Origin of the sequence: Agarivorans sp. Z349TD_8, assembly GCF_050870825.2 — a bacterium.
GTDB lineage: Bacteria > Pseudomonadota > Gammaproteobacteria > Enterobacterales > Celerinatantimonadaceae > Agarivorans.
In genome coordinates this window covers 990,950-1,006,840 of sequence record NZ_CP194037.2, presented here as the reverse complement: position 1 = coordinate 1,006,840, position 15,891 = coordinate 990,950, and the positions used below count along the sequence as shown (strand labels likewise).

Below are 15,891 nucleotides of genomic sequence, written 5' to 3'. Positions count from 1 at the left end.
AACCTAAAAACTAGGATCCCAATCAACAGTAATAGTTTGAGACTCGCGATCGATGTTATCAATTATCTGAGACTCTACGAACGGGATTAACCGTTCCTTTTTGCCAAAGGCATCTTTTAAATTGGCTTTCACAACCAAGACATCATTCGAACCTGTTTCCATTAAATCGGTCACATGTCCTAAGTCATAGCCACTGCGATTCACCACTTTCATGTCCATCAGGTCACGCCAGTAATATTCATCATCAGATAGCTCCGGTAGAACCTCCGGCGAAGCCGCAATATCCATCCCGGTTAAACTCTGAGCTTGTTCTCTCACATCAAAGCCCGCAAGCTTCACGATGAAAGATTTACTGTGTCGCCGCCATTCTGTCACTTCAATCGAAGTATACTCACCAGAACGACCTATCAACCAAGGTTGATAGTTAAAAACAGCTTCCGCATCTTCAGTGAACGAGTTAACTTTAAGCCACCCTTTAATACCGTAAACGGCACCTAAGCGACCTATCACGATGGGCTGTTCTTTATTGCTCATCTTAACTCCACTAAAAAAGACTGAATTATGCTGCTTTTGAATCTTTGATTAGCTTAGCTACACGGTTAGAAACCGCAGCGCCTTGGCCAACCCAGTGATCAATGCGGTCTTGTTCTAAGCGAATACGCTCTTCTTGACCACGAGCAATCGGATTGAAAAAACCTAATTTTTCAATGAAACGACCGTCACGTGAATTACGGCTATCAGTAACAACTACTTGATAGAATGGACGCTTTTTTGCGCCGCCACGTTGCAAACGAATGGTAACCATATCGTCCTCATACTAGTTAAAAAATTTAAGGTCCCTAAATGGGAGTCCCGCTAATTGAAGCCGCGGAATTGTACTCCTTTTTGGGTTAATTGCAAGTTATAAGGCCAGCTTAAACGGAGTTAAATCAGCAATGGATGCAGGTTTAAAGGCTTCGTTAAGAATCGCAGATTTTCTGGTGAAGTCGAAGCCCCTCAGCCATCAACTGAATCGCCTTGTTCTGTAAAACATTTTTGACAATATGAGTCACTTAGCCCAGCATAAGTCGCCTGTTAAGTTGTAAGGTGCGCAGAGAATGAAATACCAATGGATCCTATTTGACGCTGATGAAACGCTATTCAACTTTGATGCCTTTGCGGGGCTCAGACTGATGTTCTCACGCTATGGGGTTAACTTTAATGAGCAAGACTATCAACACTATCAAACCGTTAATTTACCGCTTTGGGTCGACTATCAGGCCGGAAAAATATCCGCTCGCGAACTCCAGCAGCAGCGCTTTAGCCAATGGGCGGCCAAGTTAGGACTTCATCCACAACAACTAAATAGTGCCTTTTTAAATGCCATGGCCGACATTTGCAGCTTATTACCGGGAGCCAAAGAACTTCTAGATGCTTTATCGGGCAAAGTCAAAATGGGGATCATCACCAACGGGTTCACCGCCTTACAAACGATCCGTTTAGAACGCACTGGTTTAAAAAGCTATTTTTTCCCACTGGTTATTTCCGAACAAGTCGGTATCGCTAAACCGCATGTTGATATTTTTAATCATGCCTTTAAGCACATGAAGCATCCTGCAAAAGACTCTATTTTAATGGTGGGGGACAATCTGCACTCGGATATTCAAGGCGGGATTAACGCAGGTATTGATACTTGTTGGTTGAACCGACATGGTCATGCTAAACCTGAAGGGATTGCGCCTAAGCACGAAGTGAATTCACTTAAAGAACTGCAACACCTACTGATGACTGCTTAAGTAAGTTGCAAGTCAAAATGTTAAAAGGAGCATCGCCCTTCAGCTGATGCCCCTTTCTGTTATATGAACCTTTACCCTTTTTAGGCCGCTCCACTTTGCTTTTAAACAGTGGACTGGTGACTAAAGCTTTAAGCGCATTATCATTGATCTGGCCTCGGCCATGCGCATGGGCAAGCTGCTTAGCCCGTTTGTTTTTGTGACTCATGTTCACCTCATTAGTTAGTGTTACAACACCGCCCTTGGCGACGAAGTGAGCAATTATATAGCAAGTCTCATCAATTAGTACAACAATGTAATCATGTCATTCATCACCGAAGGATCGCTCAACTTGAATCCCTACTTTCCCCAAAATGTCCATAAACATTATCACGCCCACGTGTATTTCGATGCTACGAGCCTCGAATTTGCGACACAGCTATGCCAACAGGCCGCGCAAAAATGCGCGATTAAAATGGGGAGAGTGCATCAAACCTTAGTTGGCCCTCACCCACATTGGAGTTGCCAGCTTAGTTTCTCAGAACAACATTTTGAACAGCTCATTCCTTGGTTAGAAGCACAACGCCAAGACTTAAACATTTTGGTGCATGCCCAAACCGGTAATAACTTACGCGATCATACCGAGTACGCCTATTGGCTAGGAACTCCCCAATCTTTAAATTTATCGATGTTTAAAAAAGGTAGCGATGGTGAAGATGACGACAGTTAAGCAAGCCAAACCTTGACTGACACGCGGAGTTACCGAAACGCGATGGTTTCGCCCATGTCGATTTGCGACATCAAAAAAAGCCGCTCTGTTATTTCACAGAGCGGCTTTTAAGCACAAGCTAAAACTCAAGTTAAAGAATTACTGACGCTCTAAAACAAACATCTGATTTTCAGCACCCGCCTTACAAGTATATTGGATGATATTAGCACCATCAGCCGCTGACTTAGACGCCACATCTAAACACAACTCACTATTTCGGTTAATGATTCTCCATTTACCTGAACCTGCAGCTTGGAAGCGGAACTGTTGATTCGCACCACCCCAGTAATCATAGAGTTGTACATTGGCTGCTGCACTGGTTGAAGAAGAAGCCACTTCTACCCCTTTCGTTGAAGCATTCACTGGCGAAATACGATGCCAAATACCATCCACGTTAGAGATAACAAACTTCTGGCAATCGTTAGCTAACCAACTAAATTGCTGCACATTCGTTCCATTACTGCTACCACAGTTGGCAACATCAAGCGCTTTCGCACTATGCAATGGTGAAATTTTGTAGGTGCCATTCACGGTACCATTCACCACCGAGCTTCCGCCATCGGAACCCCCACTGGTATAGCCATTATAAACTTCAAACTCGGCGATTTGCGGGCTTGCGCTCGCAGCCTGAATCACAAAGCTCAGCTTGTTCAAGCTGACGTCAGAGAAAGTAATTACATCTGGCACCGTACCGCCATTTGCCAAAGTTTCACCCGTGTCATAGTTCACTAATGCCCAAGAACTAATCCGCCCCTCGGTGCCTGAAGATGGAACAATTCTTACGGCGTTGATAGTGGTATTTAGATTTTTAACGTTAATGGTACCGGTTGAGCCAGAAGGGGCCCAATAGGTAGCGGTGTCACCATCAATCACATTACCGTAACTGGTACCACTGGCTTTAGAACTACCATCTGCGGCAGCGTTTAAAGCAAGATTCTCGCCATCACCAGGAACCGTAGGATCGGTCGGATCGGTTGGGTCAGTTGGATCGGTTGGGTCAGTCGGATCCGTCGGTGAACAGCTCCCGTCAGACACAGCCAGGCCTTTATTTGCCCCGGCAGCCGCTAACACCAAGGCAGGAACACAACTTGCGTCATCCATCAAGTAACTATACGGAATACTAATAGAAGTGGTTGAAACAGGGTTCGGTCCAGCGGGGTGTGACTTATCATCGTCAGACGACCAACTCACGTTGTCCCATATATTGCCACTCACCTGCCAATAACCCATATCATTGGTATAGAAAGTCCCTAAAGGATCGCTAGAATCTTTCACATAGTTATTTTCAGCACGAATTTGGCCGCCAATTCGAGGATTCATTCCCGAAGAGATTAAACCATCATAGTAATTGTTGTAAGAGTGAGCCGTTGCGTGTCTAAGCAAGGGAGTGCGAGAGTTAATATTTTGGTAATAGTTGTGATGAAAGGTCACTGGACCATTGGTGTCATCACTATCGCTAGAGCCAACCAAACCACCCCGTCCAGAATTGCGTAATATACTGTAAGATAGCGTGACATACTTGGTGGTGGCTTTCATATCAAATAAGGCATCATAGCCGTCACTTTCTCCGCCGCTGGCCTCTAATGTGACGTGATCCACCCAGACGTTATATACATTACTCTCCATACCAATGGCATCCCCACCATTAGAGGTTGGTGAGCCTGATTTTTTAACATTCCGAACGTGAACATTTTGAATAATAATGTTTGATGCCGCTCGTAGATGAATACCGAGCTCATCAAATAAAGCGCCACTACCGACCCCAATAATACTAATATTACTGACTTCTTTTAGTTCAATTTTATCTGCTGCTGTATTACAACTATCGCCAGATACTTGACTGGTATTACCGTGATTAATAGTGCCCTCAACTCTAATAATAATAGGCGTATCACTAGAGGCTCGATTACATAAGGCTTCGTGAATTTGGGTACCGGTACTGGCATAAACAACCGCACCACCTTGTCCCCCAGTCGTTCCACCATTTTGAGTAGCAAAACCGCCGTTGGCTAAAGCCCCCGCTGTATACAAAGACACAGCAATCGCTGTCGCCTTCAATGTAAATAAAGAATATTTCTTCGCTTGCATTATCATCTCAAATCCTATTCAAATTCATGTAAAGGAATGACAAATCTGCATATACATCATGCTACAACTTGATAATATCATTTCTTATGATCTTATTTTAATGAATACACCCAACAGATTTAAAGCCATTATAAAAATACATAAAAAACAATTTAAAACTTATATATTTAGGATTAAATACAACCTCCCACAAGAACTAAAAACCTATCACTCACAAAAAACACAAAACAAAATAGCGGATCTAAAAAAACAAACCGTTATTTCGATAATCAATAGTTGTATAAAGTGAGTAAGAAATCAACAGAGCAATTTGGGAATGTTGAGCTATTTCACACTAATGATTTTATAAAACATTCCTAAACAAAAAGTAACGAGAAACTCAAGGATAAAAACAGGTGCCTATAAATTAATCATTAAGAGAAAAAGGTCTAAATGATTTACATCACATAATAAAAAAACAATCCTCCCCCAATTAATATAACCACAATAAAACCCCCAACATACTGATATATAATGAAATATATGAACCACTTAATTCATCAAGAAGATTCGCAATCAATGATTGACCTTGAATTTAATCATCGGTTTTTTAGGAGCCACTTTTAAACTCATCTGAAAAACGTTTAAATTTAGAAGGCAAAATAAAAGTCACAAGACTTTAAACAACAAACAAAAAACGTAAAAAAACAAAAGCAAAAACAAAAAATAAAACAAGGATAAATTAAATTTAGTCTATCAAATCAGATAAATAGCTTAGTCTTTAGTAAAGGCAGACGCAGTTCCAGGGCGGGATCGCACTTTGTTAACAGATATGATCTAATACCTCTAAACCCTAAGCTACATAGTTATTTTGAACATAATTGAACATTTATCAGTCGTCGAGGATACTCGATCTGACATCAATCAAAAGCATGACCTTATTGACGTGATTTTCCTTGTTATCAGTGCTATCGCATCAGGATGTGAAGGCTGGCAAGACATTGAATATTATGGAGAAGAGAAGTTGGGCTGGCTGAGGAAATATAGACCATTTGAACACGGGATCCCAAGACGACACACGATTGCACGCATTTTGCGTTCTGTTGTCGCGGAGTCTTTGCTTGAGGCATTAGCTCTGTGGATTAACGAGCAGCGAACGAGTCAAAACAGAGCCATCATCGCATTTGACGGAAAAGTACTGCGTGGCTCGTACCGAAATAACAAGAAAACAGCATTACAATTGGTTACAGCCTATGATACTGAACGAGGTCTCGTTCTGAGTCAGAAACCGACAGCGAACAAGAACGGCGAGATTAGCGTTGTGCGCCAAATGCTTGATGTTATTAACGTAAAAGGCAGTGTTGTCACCGTTGATGCTCTACATTGTCAGCGCGATACACTAGAGAAAATCGCAGAAAAGAAGGCTCATGTTGTCGTTCAAGTAAAAAACAACCAACCAAAGTTGAGAGCGGCTGTTGTTGAGCAGTTTCAAGCCGTCTTTGATGCTGGTAAAGAGAAGGTCGTCACTGAAATTAAAGAAAAACACCATGGTCGTAGCGAAGAGCGATACGTCTTTCAACTAAAGGCCAAGTTGCCCGAAGAGTTAGCAAAGAAATGGCCAACGGTAAGAAGCATCATAGCAGTGGAACACCACCGCGTGATAAATGGGAAAGGCACTGTAGATACCTCGTATTACATAAGCTCAATGTCACCGAATCACAAATTGTTAGGCCACTATATTCGTCAGCATTGGCGAATTGAAAACAGCCAGCATTACGTATTAGATGTTGTTTTTAAAGAGGATAACTCTCGCATTACTTTAGACGGAGCGGTGGAAAACATAGCTCTATTTAGACGTTTTGTGATGAACATGCTCAAACAATGCGATTGTGGAGCGCCAAGTCACAAAGTGAAGTTGAAGAAAGCGGGATGGAACGACGATTATCGGGCACGAGTCTTCTTTGGGTTATAAATCCATCAAAGTATGCTCCCGCCCTGGACGCAGTTCTCTTTCAGAAAATAAATAACGCCCATAAAATTTCAACATAGCAGAAGAAGCCCTTAGATTAGAATGAATAGCTGAATCGCTCCCCCCAAAGCAGATGATTAATTGGTGACAAAATGCCGTAGATGGTTTTTTAGATGAGCATATAAAATTTAAATGTACACACCTAGCATTTAGGAAGTAATAACTCGTTAACCAGCAATCGAGAAGCATCCCAGCAAAGTGACAATTAGGCTTAATGAGATGCCCATATCAGGCCACTTAACTGGATAATTTATAGCCTAAACTGCTCCACTGCTCGTAAAGTTTTGAACAAAACGGATCACTAGTGGGTAAGTTAACCTCGCTGAGAGAAGTAGCTTTAATTACCAATGGGCACTAGCCTTTCAGTTAATCAGGCGCAAGTCTAAGCCTGCACCTAGAGCATCACAACGAGGACCCCAAAATGTCGAAAGATCCCCGACATATCGATAAACGCTTACCTTTGGTGATGGTCTTATTTATTGGTGTATTTTGTTACTACACCTGGTCACCTGATAGCCCGTTTCAAACCTCTCAGCTCCCCCGCTTAGAACAGGCCCTGAGCCAGACTTTTCAAGGGCTGAGTCGTGGCAATATTCGCCTACTAGCGAGTCGGAAAACATCTCCCAGTCACTACGACTTGAAGGCCATCACCACCGATGGTTCCGCTCTTGAATTACAAATCTTGGCGAACCTCCCCCAGCCACCAGCCATCGGTTCTCTCTGGCGAGTCAGCGGCAAACTCCAATGGCAAGGTGACATCGCTATTCTCGACACCCTCGTCGCTAAAGGAAGTATGACAAAACGCCACTGAGCCTCAATAAGAAGCGCCAATACCAACTGAATCGCTAACGATACCAAGCCTAAATAATAAAACAGGCTGGTAACAAAAAATCTCCAATAAACTGCGCCAACGCAAGGTTAATCGCGAGCTATGTCTGAATAATAAAATCAGCTGATGATGAAAAGGACAAAGTGATGAGTGAAACAAACTGGAAGTGGCTATTGTACATCAGTATTGGGCTTGGCTTAACGCTAGTACTGTTAGGCGTCGCGCTGGCTATGTTTACCAGCATCAGTGTTGACAGGGGCGTTCAAGGGGTACAAATTATCGCCGGGATCATCGGTGCAGGCTTATTACTAATGGTGCCCAGTAAGATCCTACTCACCCTCATGTTAATGAAAGACAAACCGAAGCGGAACCCCCACACTAAGTTATGACAGGGATCATCAGGCTTGGCTATTTACAACTGCTGTTCTATCCATTGTGACAGCGCTTGCGCGGGCAAAGCCCCGGCTTGCTGAGCCAGTAATTTACCACCTTTAAAACAAATTAAGGTCGGGATAGAGCGGATCTGATAACGCTGCGCCAAGACTGGCAATATTTCAGTGTTCACTTTCAAAAACTGAGCTCGATGCGCAAACTGCTGAGCCGCTTGCTGATAGGCCGGAGCCATACTCTTACATGGGCCACACCAAGGCGCCCAAAAGTCGACAAGCACCGGTAAGTCTCCCTTTAAATGACGAGCCAAAGCGGCTTCATCGACCTCAATGGCTTTCCCCGCAAATAAGTCCTGAGAACATTTACCACACTTCGCTTGCTCGGACATACGTGCTTGAGGAACACGATTACCCGCTTGACAGCTGGGACAAATAACTATTAACGCTGCACTCATTGTTTTCCTCTTTCTTTCATTTCAAGGCTTTCTAAACAGAGCCTATAGCGCTTGTAAATGCTCGACCAGCAACTGCAAACTACGTCGCCCACGAAATTCATTTACATCCAGTTTATAAACTAATTGCACCTGCTTCAACGCAGCATTTGGCCACACACTACGATCCACATTAAAAGCTATCGCATCAATTTCCTGTGACATTCCAGGTAATTTCACACTCATCTTCAAGTGCTTTTCCCCTACAACCCGCTGGCTGCATAGTTCGAAATGGCCATCAAATAGCGGTTCTGGGAAACCTTGTCCCCAAGGCCCAGCTTCGCGAAGCATCTCGGCAAACGACAATACCTGATATTCAGCTGGCAATTCACCATCACTCCATAGAGTATGGGTTAAACAATCCTCATCAACAAAATCGCTAGAGGTTTGCTCCAAGCAAGCTTTAAATTCGGCCAAGCGAGTCTGAGGTAAAGATAAACCAGCCGCCATTGCATGGCCGCCAAATTTACTAATCAAGCCCGGATTCTGAGTGTCAATTCGCTCCAATAAGTCACGTAAATGAACCCCTGCGACTGAGCGCCCCGAGCCTTTTACTTCGCCCTTGTCACCATCGGCAAAAGCAAATACCGGACGGTAATACTGCTCTTTAATTCGTGATGCGACTAAACCAACCACTCCTTGATGCCAGTCAGCCTGATATAAACACAGCGCCTTGGGTAAGCTCTCACTATCTAAACGCAGTTGATTAACAATCACTTGTGCCTCTTGCTGCATACTTTGTTCAATGTCTTTACGCTCACTATTAAGACTATCCATTTCACTCGCTAATTGCCGAGCATGGTGAATATCATCACTCAACAAACAATGAATACCCAAACTCATGTCGTCTAAGCGGCCCACAGCATTTAAACGCGGACCAATCGCAAAACCGAGATCGCTAGCCACCATGTTGCTCTTGTTACGCCCCGAGACTTCAATTAAGGCTTGGATCCCAGGCCGACACACTCCGGCACGGATCCGCTGTAAACCTTGATGCACCAAAATGCGATTATTGCTGTCTAGTGGCACCACATCCGCCACCGTGCCCAAGGCAACCAAGTCGAGTAAATTCGCAATATTAGGTTCTGCGATCGCTTGTTGAGTAAATAAATCAAGTTCACGCATCTTACTGCGTAAAGCCATCAACAAATAAAATGCCACCCCAACACCCGCTAAGTTCTTACTGGGAAAGGCGCACGCCGATAAATTGGGATTCACAATGGCCGCAGCCTTTGGCAAATGTTCGCCAGGTAGATGGTGATCGGTGATTAAGACCGGGATCCCCAAAGCTTGCGCCTTATCCACCCCCGCGATACTTGAAATACCGTTGTCTACGGTAATGATCAGCTGCGCACCTTTAGCCGCCGCAAGCTCGACGATTTCAGGGCTTAAACCATAGCCATATTCAAAGCGATTAGGCACAATGAAATCCAGTGATTGAAAGCCAAACAACGGTAAGCCAGCCATAAGTAAGGCAGTACTAGTGGCTCCATCGGCATCAAAATCACCCACCACCAAAATTTTACGGCCATTGGCTAAGTGATCAATCAATAGCTTGACCGCCTCATTCATACCGTTTAAGCCCTTAAACGGTAACAATGCCTGAGCTCGGCGCTCCACATCGGCGGCGCTGCGCACCCCACGACGTAAATAAATCTGCTTCAGTAATTCAGGCCATTCGGCTGGTAAAGCCTGGCTATCTAGCTGCTCTCGACGACGTAATAACACGTAATTTTGTACTCTACATAGGGGGCAAAATAGGACTCATAAAAAAGGCTCCTAAGGAGCCTACAATACTTAGCTACGTTGTAATAATTCCAGCAGGGCTGCTGGCGGACGATAACCAGGTAGCATTCTGCCATCTTGCAATACCATCGCTGGTGTCCCACGAACACCAAAAGCCTCACCTAAGTGATATTGCTCAATCACATCTTCCTTACAGGAAACCTGCGCAATCGCCCCCCCTTGTTTAGCCGAGCTTAAGGCTGCAGCTTTGTCATCGGCACACCATACATTTTGCATCGTATGGTAAGCAGGTGACTGTAAACCACCCCGCGGGAAGGCTAAGTAACGTACCGTAATGCCTAAATCGGTATAACCCGGTAACTGCTCAATCTTATTGGTATCGGGATTTTTCTCTTGATAAGTGTATAACTCACTATGCAACTTACGACAATAACCACAGCTGGTATCAGTAAATACGGTAATCACATATTTTTCATCTTTAGCCTTAAAGGTGATCATATCATCTTCAAAATTGGCTAACTGCTTAAGTCGTACCGCAGACATACTTTGGTCAGTTAAATTGACTCGATTCACCAAATCAAACAAGCTGCCTTGCAACAAGTAGTTACCATCTTGACTCACATAAAAAATCCCCTGACTACTGACGACTTCGTAAATTCCCGCCAAGGGGGTTTCGGCAATAGAGTCAATATTAACCCCAAGACGAGCAGCGATCAGTTGCTGGATTTTAGTCAAATCTAACTGAGCCGATACACGACTAGGCGCTTTGCTTTGCTCGCCACCACTTATTTCAGTACTGCTATTGCTCCAAGCTTGACTAACACTCAAACCAAGTAAGCTTAGCGACAATACCAGGGCCTTTGATAACTTCATTAGATCTTCTCCGAATTAGAACTTGTAGTAGCAGACCGAGTAAACTCTGCAAAACTTACCGTCTCTATTGAATAAATGCAAACTTGTTGCTCACGCTCGCGGGTGATGCTGATCATAGACCGAACGTAAACGCTCGTTAGCCACATGCGTATAAATTTGCGTGGTGGATAGGTCACTGTGCCCTAACAACATTTGAACCACCCTTAGGTCTGCACCATGGTTCAGCAAGTGAGTGGCAAAGGCATGACGCAGGGTATGTGGCGATAAACCCTCGGATATGCCAGCTAAGCCTGCGTAACGTTTAATCCGGTGCCAAAAGGTTTGCCGCGTCATCTGACAGCCTCGCGCACTAGGGAACAATACATCACTTTCAGTTTTAAGTAATAAGGGCCGTGATTGACGTAAATAACCTTCTAAACAGTCCACCGCTTGCTCACCTAAGGGAACCAAACGCTCCTTACCGCCTTTGCCAACGACTCTCACCAAACCTTGGCGCAAGCTTACTTGCTCCATTTGCAGACCAACCAATTCAGTCACTCGTAAACCGGTGGCATACAACACTTCCAGCATGGCTAAATCTCGATGCTGGATCGGATCATCAAGCTGTGGCTGAGCCAACAAAAGGTCCACCTCGGCCTCACTGAGTGTTCCTGGCAGATGCTTAGCCAACTTTGGCTGTACCAATAGTGCGGTGGGATCATCCTCGCGTAGCTGCTGCTGTAACAAAAAACGATAAAAACGGCGCAAGGTTGACAATTGCCGAGCCGCAGAGCTAGCTTTTTGCCCTTGCTCATACCGTGCACTAATAAATGCTTGTAAATCTAAAGCCGAGGCTCGCTCTAGAAACAGGCCTTGCTTGGTCAAAAATAACGCCAGTTGCTGGAGGTCGTTACGATAAGAAAGCAGCGTATTATCAGCTAAATTATATTCAAACCATAGCTGCTCAATAAATCGGTCTAGATAAACCGTCGAACTATCAGGAATATTTTTACTTGGCATATTGCTTCACTGTGATTGCTAATCTGCAAATGAGTATATTGGTGTTGCTGAAAGCTTTTGCTACACTGCCCGCGCTGCAAACCAACGCGAAAGGACGTTTACCCATGCGTATTGGCCTCTTTTATGGCTCATCTACTTGTTATACCGAAATGGCCGCCGAAAAAATTCAAGCTGAATTTGGCGAAGACCAAGTGGATCTATTTAATGTGAAAGACTGTGATATTCAGAAAATGAGCGATTATTCGGTACTTATTCTGGGTATTTCTACTTGGGATTATGGCGAATTACAGGAAGATTGGGAAGCCGTCTGGGACAATCTTGAAACACTCGACCTGAAAAATAAAACCATCGCTCTGTTTGGCTTAGGTGATCAAGTGGGTTACTGCGAATGGTTTTTAGATGCCATGGGCATGTTGTTTGAACAACTCGCCCCTTCTGGCGCGAACTTTATCGGCTTTTGGCCAAACCAAGGCTATGAGTTCGAGGTCTCTAAAGCGCTCACAGAAGATGGAGAGTTTTTCTATGGTTTAGCTTTAGATGACGAAAATCAATATGATCTCAGCGACCAGCGCATTGCCAGCTGGTGCCAGCAATTAAGCCAAGAACTGCAACAATTAGGCATTGCTTAACCAGGCCTTACTGCACTCACATCGAGCACCGTCATGTAGGGCTAAGCAAAACTTATGAGGCTGTTGCTGCCACTTGTGATTTACTTGGCCCGATCAACAATATACTGAGGGCCAGCCATTAAATTAATGGTGGATAAGCGAGCGCTTTGGTTTGTTTAAAGAGCTGTGCGAACCGTCCTTCATTTAGTGAAATCATGTCCTCTATTGGTGCTAAAAAATACAGTTTTTACAATTCACATACATCTGGTTCAGCAGGCAGCGGTGAAGCTCCTCCTACGATTTTCCCATTATGTTCAATAAACCAGTACCCGGCTTTTTTGGAGCAGGTTGAACTGGCTACACAGGACTGGGTTGACGGGTTCAACAACAGACGGCTGCTGAGTTCGATTGGTGATATACCGCCAGCAGAGTACGAAGAAAACTACTATCGACAGTTGCCCGATGCTCGGGCAGCATAACTCAATAAACCTGCCTGCGAATTTGTCGGGGCGATTCACCTTGAGAACAGTCGCAAGCTTTGGTCCGTAAAAAGCATATTACAGATTGACTAAAGAAAGGAACATCGGCTGATTCGTTAGTTGTTTTCTAAGCGCTTTTGGTAAAAGTTTTGTCTACACCTTTCACTAAATAATCGGTATAGCGCCCTATGTCTACAAACCCAAATGACTCGTAAAATGTGGTGCCTAGAATATATAAGTATCGATGATAATATTTGGAATATCGCTGCGCTTAGCTTCGCTCTCAACTTGAGCCAATAGCAGACTAACGATGCGGTGATTTCTCAAAGTAGCAGACAACTAAAGAAACCTGATTTGAATGGAGGTGACACAATAACACCCGTTAAACCAGCAATCACTTCACTCGAGTTATCTCTAATAAATAGGGCAAATGATTGTTCTTCGAATTTTAGGATATGTTTCTGACTAAACTCACCCAAACCTTATAGATACTGACAAAGCAAAGTCAATTTCCAAGACTATCTCCGTACTTTGGTAGACCGCTAAGCAACTATTTTAATATCGTTTGAGTAACATGCATTGCAGCGGCTTGCATGATTGCCACACAAGCACAAAGCATGACGAACGCTTGAAATTACAACCAAACTTCGGGTATCGGCCACAATCATAGTGGCCTGTTACACCAAACAGCTGTATTAGGCCGTTTCCGCAAGCCGTTCCTTTTGAGGCCCGACCAACAGGCTCACAATCACTGCTGCGAGCGTAGGCAGTAGCCATGCAAATCCTTGGCTAAATCCAGGTAGAATATTAAATGCGTCCATATTCACCCCTGTCGCTTTAATGGCGTCGAGAAGCCCAAACAATGCCGCGACCCCAACCATCAATCTCGCCGTCATTTTGGGACGCTTAAACCAAGTCACCAGCATGTTGAAAGCAATTAAAGCAACCGCCACCGGATAGATCCCAATCAAGATGGGGATCGATACCAGCAATAACTGATTGAGTCCAATATTGGCGACCAAGGCACAACAAGCCACACTCATAATTGCAATATATTTATAAGAGATCTTGGTATTATCACTCAGGTAAGTCGCGAAAGAAGACACCCCACCAATAGCCGTAGTAAAACATGCAAGACTCACCACGGCAGCCAACAACCATTGGCCTTGAGGACCAAATAATACTTTCACGTAGGCAACAATAATTTCACCGCCGTTGTTCGCACCCGGCGCCACTCCCGTCGCGGTAGCCCCTAAGTAAAACAACACCACATAAAACAGAGAGAGCCCTAAAGCAGCAATCAAGCTGGCTTTCACCAAATAGCCAAATTGCTGACGTTGATCAGTCACACCTTTGTTATTTAATGCATCGACCATCAATACCCCAAACATCAAAGCGGCAAGCGCATCCATGGTGTTATAACCATCGATAAAACCTTGACCAAATGGCATTTCGGCAAAGCCCTGCTGGGCTGGCGCTATCTCGGCAAAAGGGTGGCTAAATAGCGTAACGCCAATCACTGCAATACAAATAACCAACAGCGGAGTAATCACTTTACCAACCGAGTCAATTAACCCACCACGACGCAAAATAAAAAATAATGCAGCAATAAAATAAAACAAAGAATAAGCCATCAGCGTTAGCTGGCTAGCATTTTCAACCAGGGGGACAAAACCAAGTTCATAGGCAACCAAACAGGTACGGGGGATCCCGAACATGGGAACCAAGACTAAATAAATCGAGAGCGCGATTAAATTAGCAATTTGACTTGGCAAGTAGCGACCCAACTGCACAATTCCACCACCTGCCTTGGCTATCGCTAACAAACCTAACAAGGGAAGCCCTACAGCTGTCACTAAGAAGCCCAACATCGATAACAGCAAATTATCTCCCGCTAACATGCCGGCCATCGGCGGAAAAATTAAGTTTCCGGCCCCTAAAAAGAAAGCAAAAAGCATTAAGCCTAAACTCATCGTGTTCCATGAGCCAAGTGCTTTGGACATGTGTATCCCCCGTGTTAATCACTGCATCCTCAATTAACCGCGGAGTATATATTACGCAAATAAAACATAAAAGCAGTGAATCAAGCTGAATTAGTGAACTTTGATCTCTGGCAATAACCAAAAACTCTACATGTTTAGGTAGAAATCTCTACAAAGCGATACATATTGTGGACTATAATTTTTATCTTCTTGATAGATAAGAATTTGTTCACTATGAGCCAGAATATGAGCCTGTTTCGACAATAATAACAACATTCGGATCGGTGCCTTATGCGGCAATGAACGAACCATTGCCTTACGCTCAACCAACCAGCCTTTGGTTGCCGCACAAGTCAACCAGCGTGGTGCCTCGGTACAAGGCAAAATTAAGCCAACTCGAGTTTGCACATCAGACAATGACTGGAGCGCGCTAAAAAACTGCTCTGCGCTCAAGTCGCCATCATGCCGAGCTTGCTGACGTTTATGCTCAAACACCTGTCCAGCGGGGAAATAAGGCGGGTTCGATACAATTAACGAATAGGGCTGCACACAACTAAACTGTTGCATACTCTGATGAAAAACTTGAATCGCTTCTGGCCAAGGACTATGGGCAACATTTTGTCGAGTCTGCTGGCAAGCAGCTGCGTCAATGTCGATAGCATCAATCTGAACATTGCCCAGCATACGTTGCGCCAACATCAAACTGATTAAGCCAGTGCCACATCCTACATCGAGCAGTCGACACTCCGCTGGCAGAGTTAGCCATGCCGCGAGTAAAATCCCATCGGTTCCCACCTTCATCGCGCAGCGATCATGAGCCACATGAAACTGCTTAAAAGTGAAACCCGAACATTGATTATGATTGATCACTTCTTGCTT

The 15,891-nt window shown here is 44.2% G+C and carries 16 protein-coding genes and 1 pseudogene; 7 read left to right on the top strand and 10 right to left on the bottom strand.

Translation table 11 applies throughout. The features are described 5' to 3' along the window. Window positions 1-3 precede the first annotated feature (3 nt). Window positions 4-534 carry a ribosome maturation factor RimM gene (rimM, locus tag ACRRS1_RS04520; protein WP_432461037.1) on the bottom strand — a complete coding sequence of 177 codons (531 nt, stop codon included), beginning with the start codon at window positions 532-534 and terminating at the stop codon, window positions 4-6. Between the two features lie 25 nt (window positions 535-559). Beyond that, the gene (rpsP, locus tag ACRRS1_RS04515; protein WP_432454327.1) at window positions 560-805 is read right to left on the bottom strand and encodes a 30S ribosomal protein S16; all 246 of its coding nucleotides are present in this window, start codon (window positions 803-805) and stop codon (window positions 560-562) included. Window positions 806-1,097: 292 nt separating this feature from the next. Between rpsP and yjjG the strand changes: the two genes are divergently transcribed. Beyond that, a complete protein-coding gene (gene yjjG / locus ACRRS1_RS04510) occupies window positions 1,098-1,775 on the top strand; it encodes a pyrimidine 5'-nucleotidase (RefSeq protein ID WP_432454328.1) in 678 nt (225 codons plus the stop codon). On the opposite strand, the gene ACRRS1_RS04505 is transcribed toward yjjG, so the two are convergent. Further along, the gene (locus ACRRS1_RS04505) at window positions 1,741-1,980 is read right to left on the bottom strand and encodes an alternative ribosome-rescue factor A (RefSeq protein ID WP_432454329.1); all 240 of its coding nucleotides are present in this window, start codon (window positions 1,978-1,980) and stop codon (window positions 1,741-1,743) included. The genes yjjG and ACRRS1_RS04505 overlap by 35 nt on opposite strands. 123 nt (window positions 1,981-2,103) lie before the next feature. Here ACRRS1_RS04505 and ACRRS1_RS04500 point away from each other — a divergent pair, with 123 nt between their 5' ends. Next, window positions 2,104-2,481: a DOPA 4,5-dioxygenase family protein gene (locus ACRRS1_RS04500; protein ID WP_432454330.1), complete on the top strand. Its 378-nt coding sequence runs from the start codon at window positions 2,104-2,106 to the stop codon at window positions 2,479-2,481. 138 nt (window positions 2,482-2,619) lie between these two features. On the opposite strand, the gene ACRRS1_RS04495 is transcribed toward ACRRS1_RS04500, so the two are convergent. Continuing rightward, on the bottom strand, window positions 2,620-4,614 hold the full coding sequence (locus ACRRS1_RS04495) for a pectate lyase family protein (protein WP_432454331.1): 1,995 nt from the start codon (window positions 4,612-4,614) through the stop codon (window positions 2,620-2,622). 844 nt (window positions 4,615-5,458) lie between these two features. On the opposite strand from ACRRS1_RS04495, the gene ACRRS1_RS04490 reads away from it, so the two are divergent. From ACRRS1_RS04490 to ACRRS1_RS04480, 3 genes are all read left to right on the top strand, one after another. Then, complete coding sequence (locus ACRRS1_RS04490; protein ID WP_432468294.1) at window positions 5,459-6,559, top strand: ISAs1 family transposase; 1,101 nt, start codon at window positions 5,459-5,461, stop codon at window positions 6,557-6,559. Between the two features lie 478 nt (window positions 6,560-7,037). Beyond that, window positions 7,038-7,427, top strand: coding sequence for a hypothetical protein (locus ACRRS1_RS04485; protein WP_432464426.1), 390 nt, complete (start codon window positions 7,038-7,040; stop codon window positions 7,425-7,427). Between the two features lie 164 nt (window positions 7,428-7,591). Continuing rightward, window positions 7,592-7,834 carry a hypothetical protein gene (locus ACRRS1_RS04480; protein WP_432454333.1) on the top strand — a complete coding sequence of 81 codons (243 nt, stop codon included), beginning with the start codon at window positions 7,592-7,594 and terminating at the stop codon, window positions 7,832-7,834. Between the two features lie 23 nt (window positions 7,835-7,857). Here ACRRS1_RS04480 and trxC read toward each other — a convergent pair whose 3' ends face one another. The 4 genes from trxC to xerD all read right to left on the bottom strand — a co-directional run bounded on the left by trxC (window position 7,858) and on the right by xerD (window position 11,943). Beyond that, window positions 7,858-8,289 carry a thioredoxin TrxC gene (trxC, locus tag ACRRS1_RS04475; RefSeq protein ID WP_432454334.1) on the bottom strand — a complete coding sequence of 144 codons (432 nt, stop codon included), beginning with the start codon at window positions 8,287-8,289 and terminating at the stop codon, window positions 7,858-7,860. Between the two features lie 42 nt (window positions 8,290-8,331). Then, window positions 8,332-10,053 (bottom strand): single-stranded-DNA-specific exonuclease RecJ, encoded by a 1,722-nt coding sequence (gene recJ, locus ACRRS1_RS04470; RefSeq protein ID WP_432468295.1) that lies wholly within the window; start codon window positions 10,051-10,053, stop codon window positions 8,332-8,334. 69 nt (window positions 10,054-10,122) lie between these two features. Beyond that, window positions 10,123-10,944 carry a thioredoxin fold domain-containing protein gene (locus ACRRS1_RS04465; protein ID WP_432454337.1) on the bottom strand — a complete coding sequence of 274 codons (822 nt, stop codon included), beginning with the start codon at window positions 10,942-10,944 and terminating at the stop codon, window positions 10,123-10,125. Between the two features lie 90 nt (window positions 10,945-11,034). Further along, the gene (gene xerD, locus ACRRS1_RS04460; protein ID WP_432461034.1) at window positions 11,035-11,943 is read right to left on the bottom strand and encodes a site-specific tyrosine recombinase XerD; all 909 of its coding nucleotides are present in this window, start codon (window positions 11,941-11,943) and stop codon (window positions 11,035-11,037) included. 104 nt (window positions 11,944-12,047) lie between these two features. On the opposite strand from xerD, the gene fldB reads away from it, so the two are divergent. Together fldB and ACRRS1_RS04450 are read left to right on the top strand one after the other, a co-directional pair. Continuing rightward, a complete protein-coding gene (gene fldB, locus ACRRS1_RS04455) occupies window positions 12,048-12,572 on the top strand; it encodes a flavodoxin FldB (protein WP_432456096.1) in 525 nt (174 codons plus the stop codon). 320 nt (window positions 12,573-12,892) lie between these two features. After that, window positions 12,893-13,030, top strand: a pseudogene (locus ACRRS1_RS04450) (IS3 family transposase); the annotation flags it as partial. 695 nt (window positions 13,031-13,725) lie between these two features. Here ACRRS1_RS04450 and brnQ read toward each other — a convergent pair. Then, on the bottom strand, window positions 13,726-15,033 hold the full coding sequence (gene brnQ / locus ACRRS1_RS04445) for a branched-chain amino acid transport system II carrier protein (RefSeq protein ID WP_432461033.1): 1,308 nt from the start codon (window positions 15,031-15,033) through the stop codon (window positions 13,726-13,728). A gap of 126 nt (window positions 15,034-15,159) precedes the next feature. Then, a complete protein-coding gene (locus ACRRS1_RS04440) occupies window positions 15,160-15,882 on the bottom strand; it encodes a tRNA1(Val) (adenine(37)-N6)-methyltransferase (protein ID WP_432468296.1) in 723 nt (240 codons plus the stop codon). Window positions 15,883-15,891 lie beyond the last annotated feature (9 nt).

Coding starts and splice junctions, on each gene's coding strand:
- rpsP (WP_432454327.1), bottom strand. CDS start 805: ATGGTTACCATTCGTTTGCAACGTGGCGGCGCAAAAAAGCGTCCATTC.
- ACRRS1_RS04465 (WP_432454337.1), bottom strand. CDS start 10,944: ATGAAGTTATCAAAGGCCCTGGTATTGTCGCTAAGCTTACTTGGTTTG.
- rimM (WP_432461037.1), bottom strand. CDS start 534: ATGAGCAATAAAGAACAGCCCATCGTGATAGGTCGCTTAGGTGCCGTT.
- yjjG (WP_432454328.1), top strand. CDS start 1,098: ATGAAATACCAATGGATCCTATTTGACGCTGATGAAACGCTATTCAAC.
- xerD (WP_432461034.1), bottom strand. CDS start 11,943: ATGCCAAGTAAAAATATTCCTGATAGTTCGACGGTTTATCTAGACCGA.
- brnQ (WP_432461033.1), bottom strand. CDS start 15,033: ATGTCCAAAGCACTTGGCTCATGGAACACGATGAGTTTAGGCTTAATG.
- ACRRS1_RS04485 (WP_432464426.1), top strand. CDS start 7,038: ATGTCGAAAGATCCCCGACATATCGATAAACGCTTACCTTTGGTGATG.
- fldB (WP_432456096.1), top strand. CDS start 12,048: ATGCGTATTGGCCTCTTTTATGGCTCATCTACTTGTTATACCGAAATG.
- ACRRS1_RS04505 (WP_432454329.1), bottom strand. CDS start 1,980: ATGAGTCACAAAAACAAACGGGCTAAGCAGCTTGCCCATGCGCATGGC.
- ACRRS1_RS04480 (WP_432454333.1), top strand. CDS start 7,592: ATGAGTGAAACAAACTGGAAGTGGCTATTGTACATCAGTATTGGGCTT.
- trxC (WP_432454334.1), bottom strand. CDS start 8,289: ATGAGTGCAGCGTTAATAGTTATTTGTCCCAGCTGTCAAGCGGGTAAT.
- ACRRS1_RS04495 (WP_432454331.1), bottom strand. CDS start 4,614: ATGATAATGCAAGCGAAGAAATATTCTTTATTTACATTGAAGGCGACA.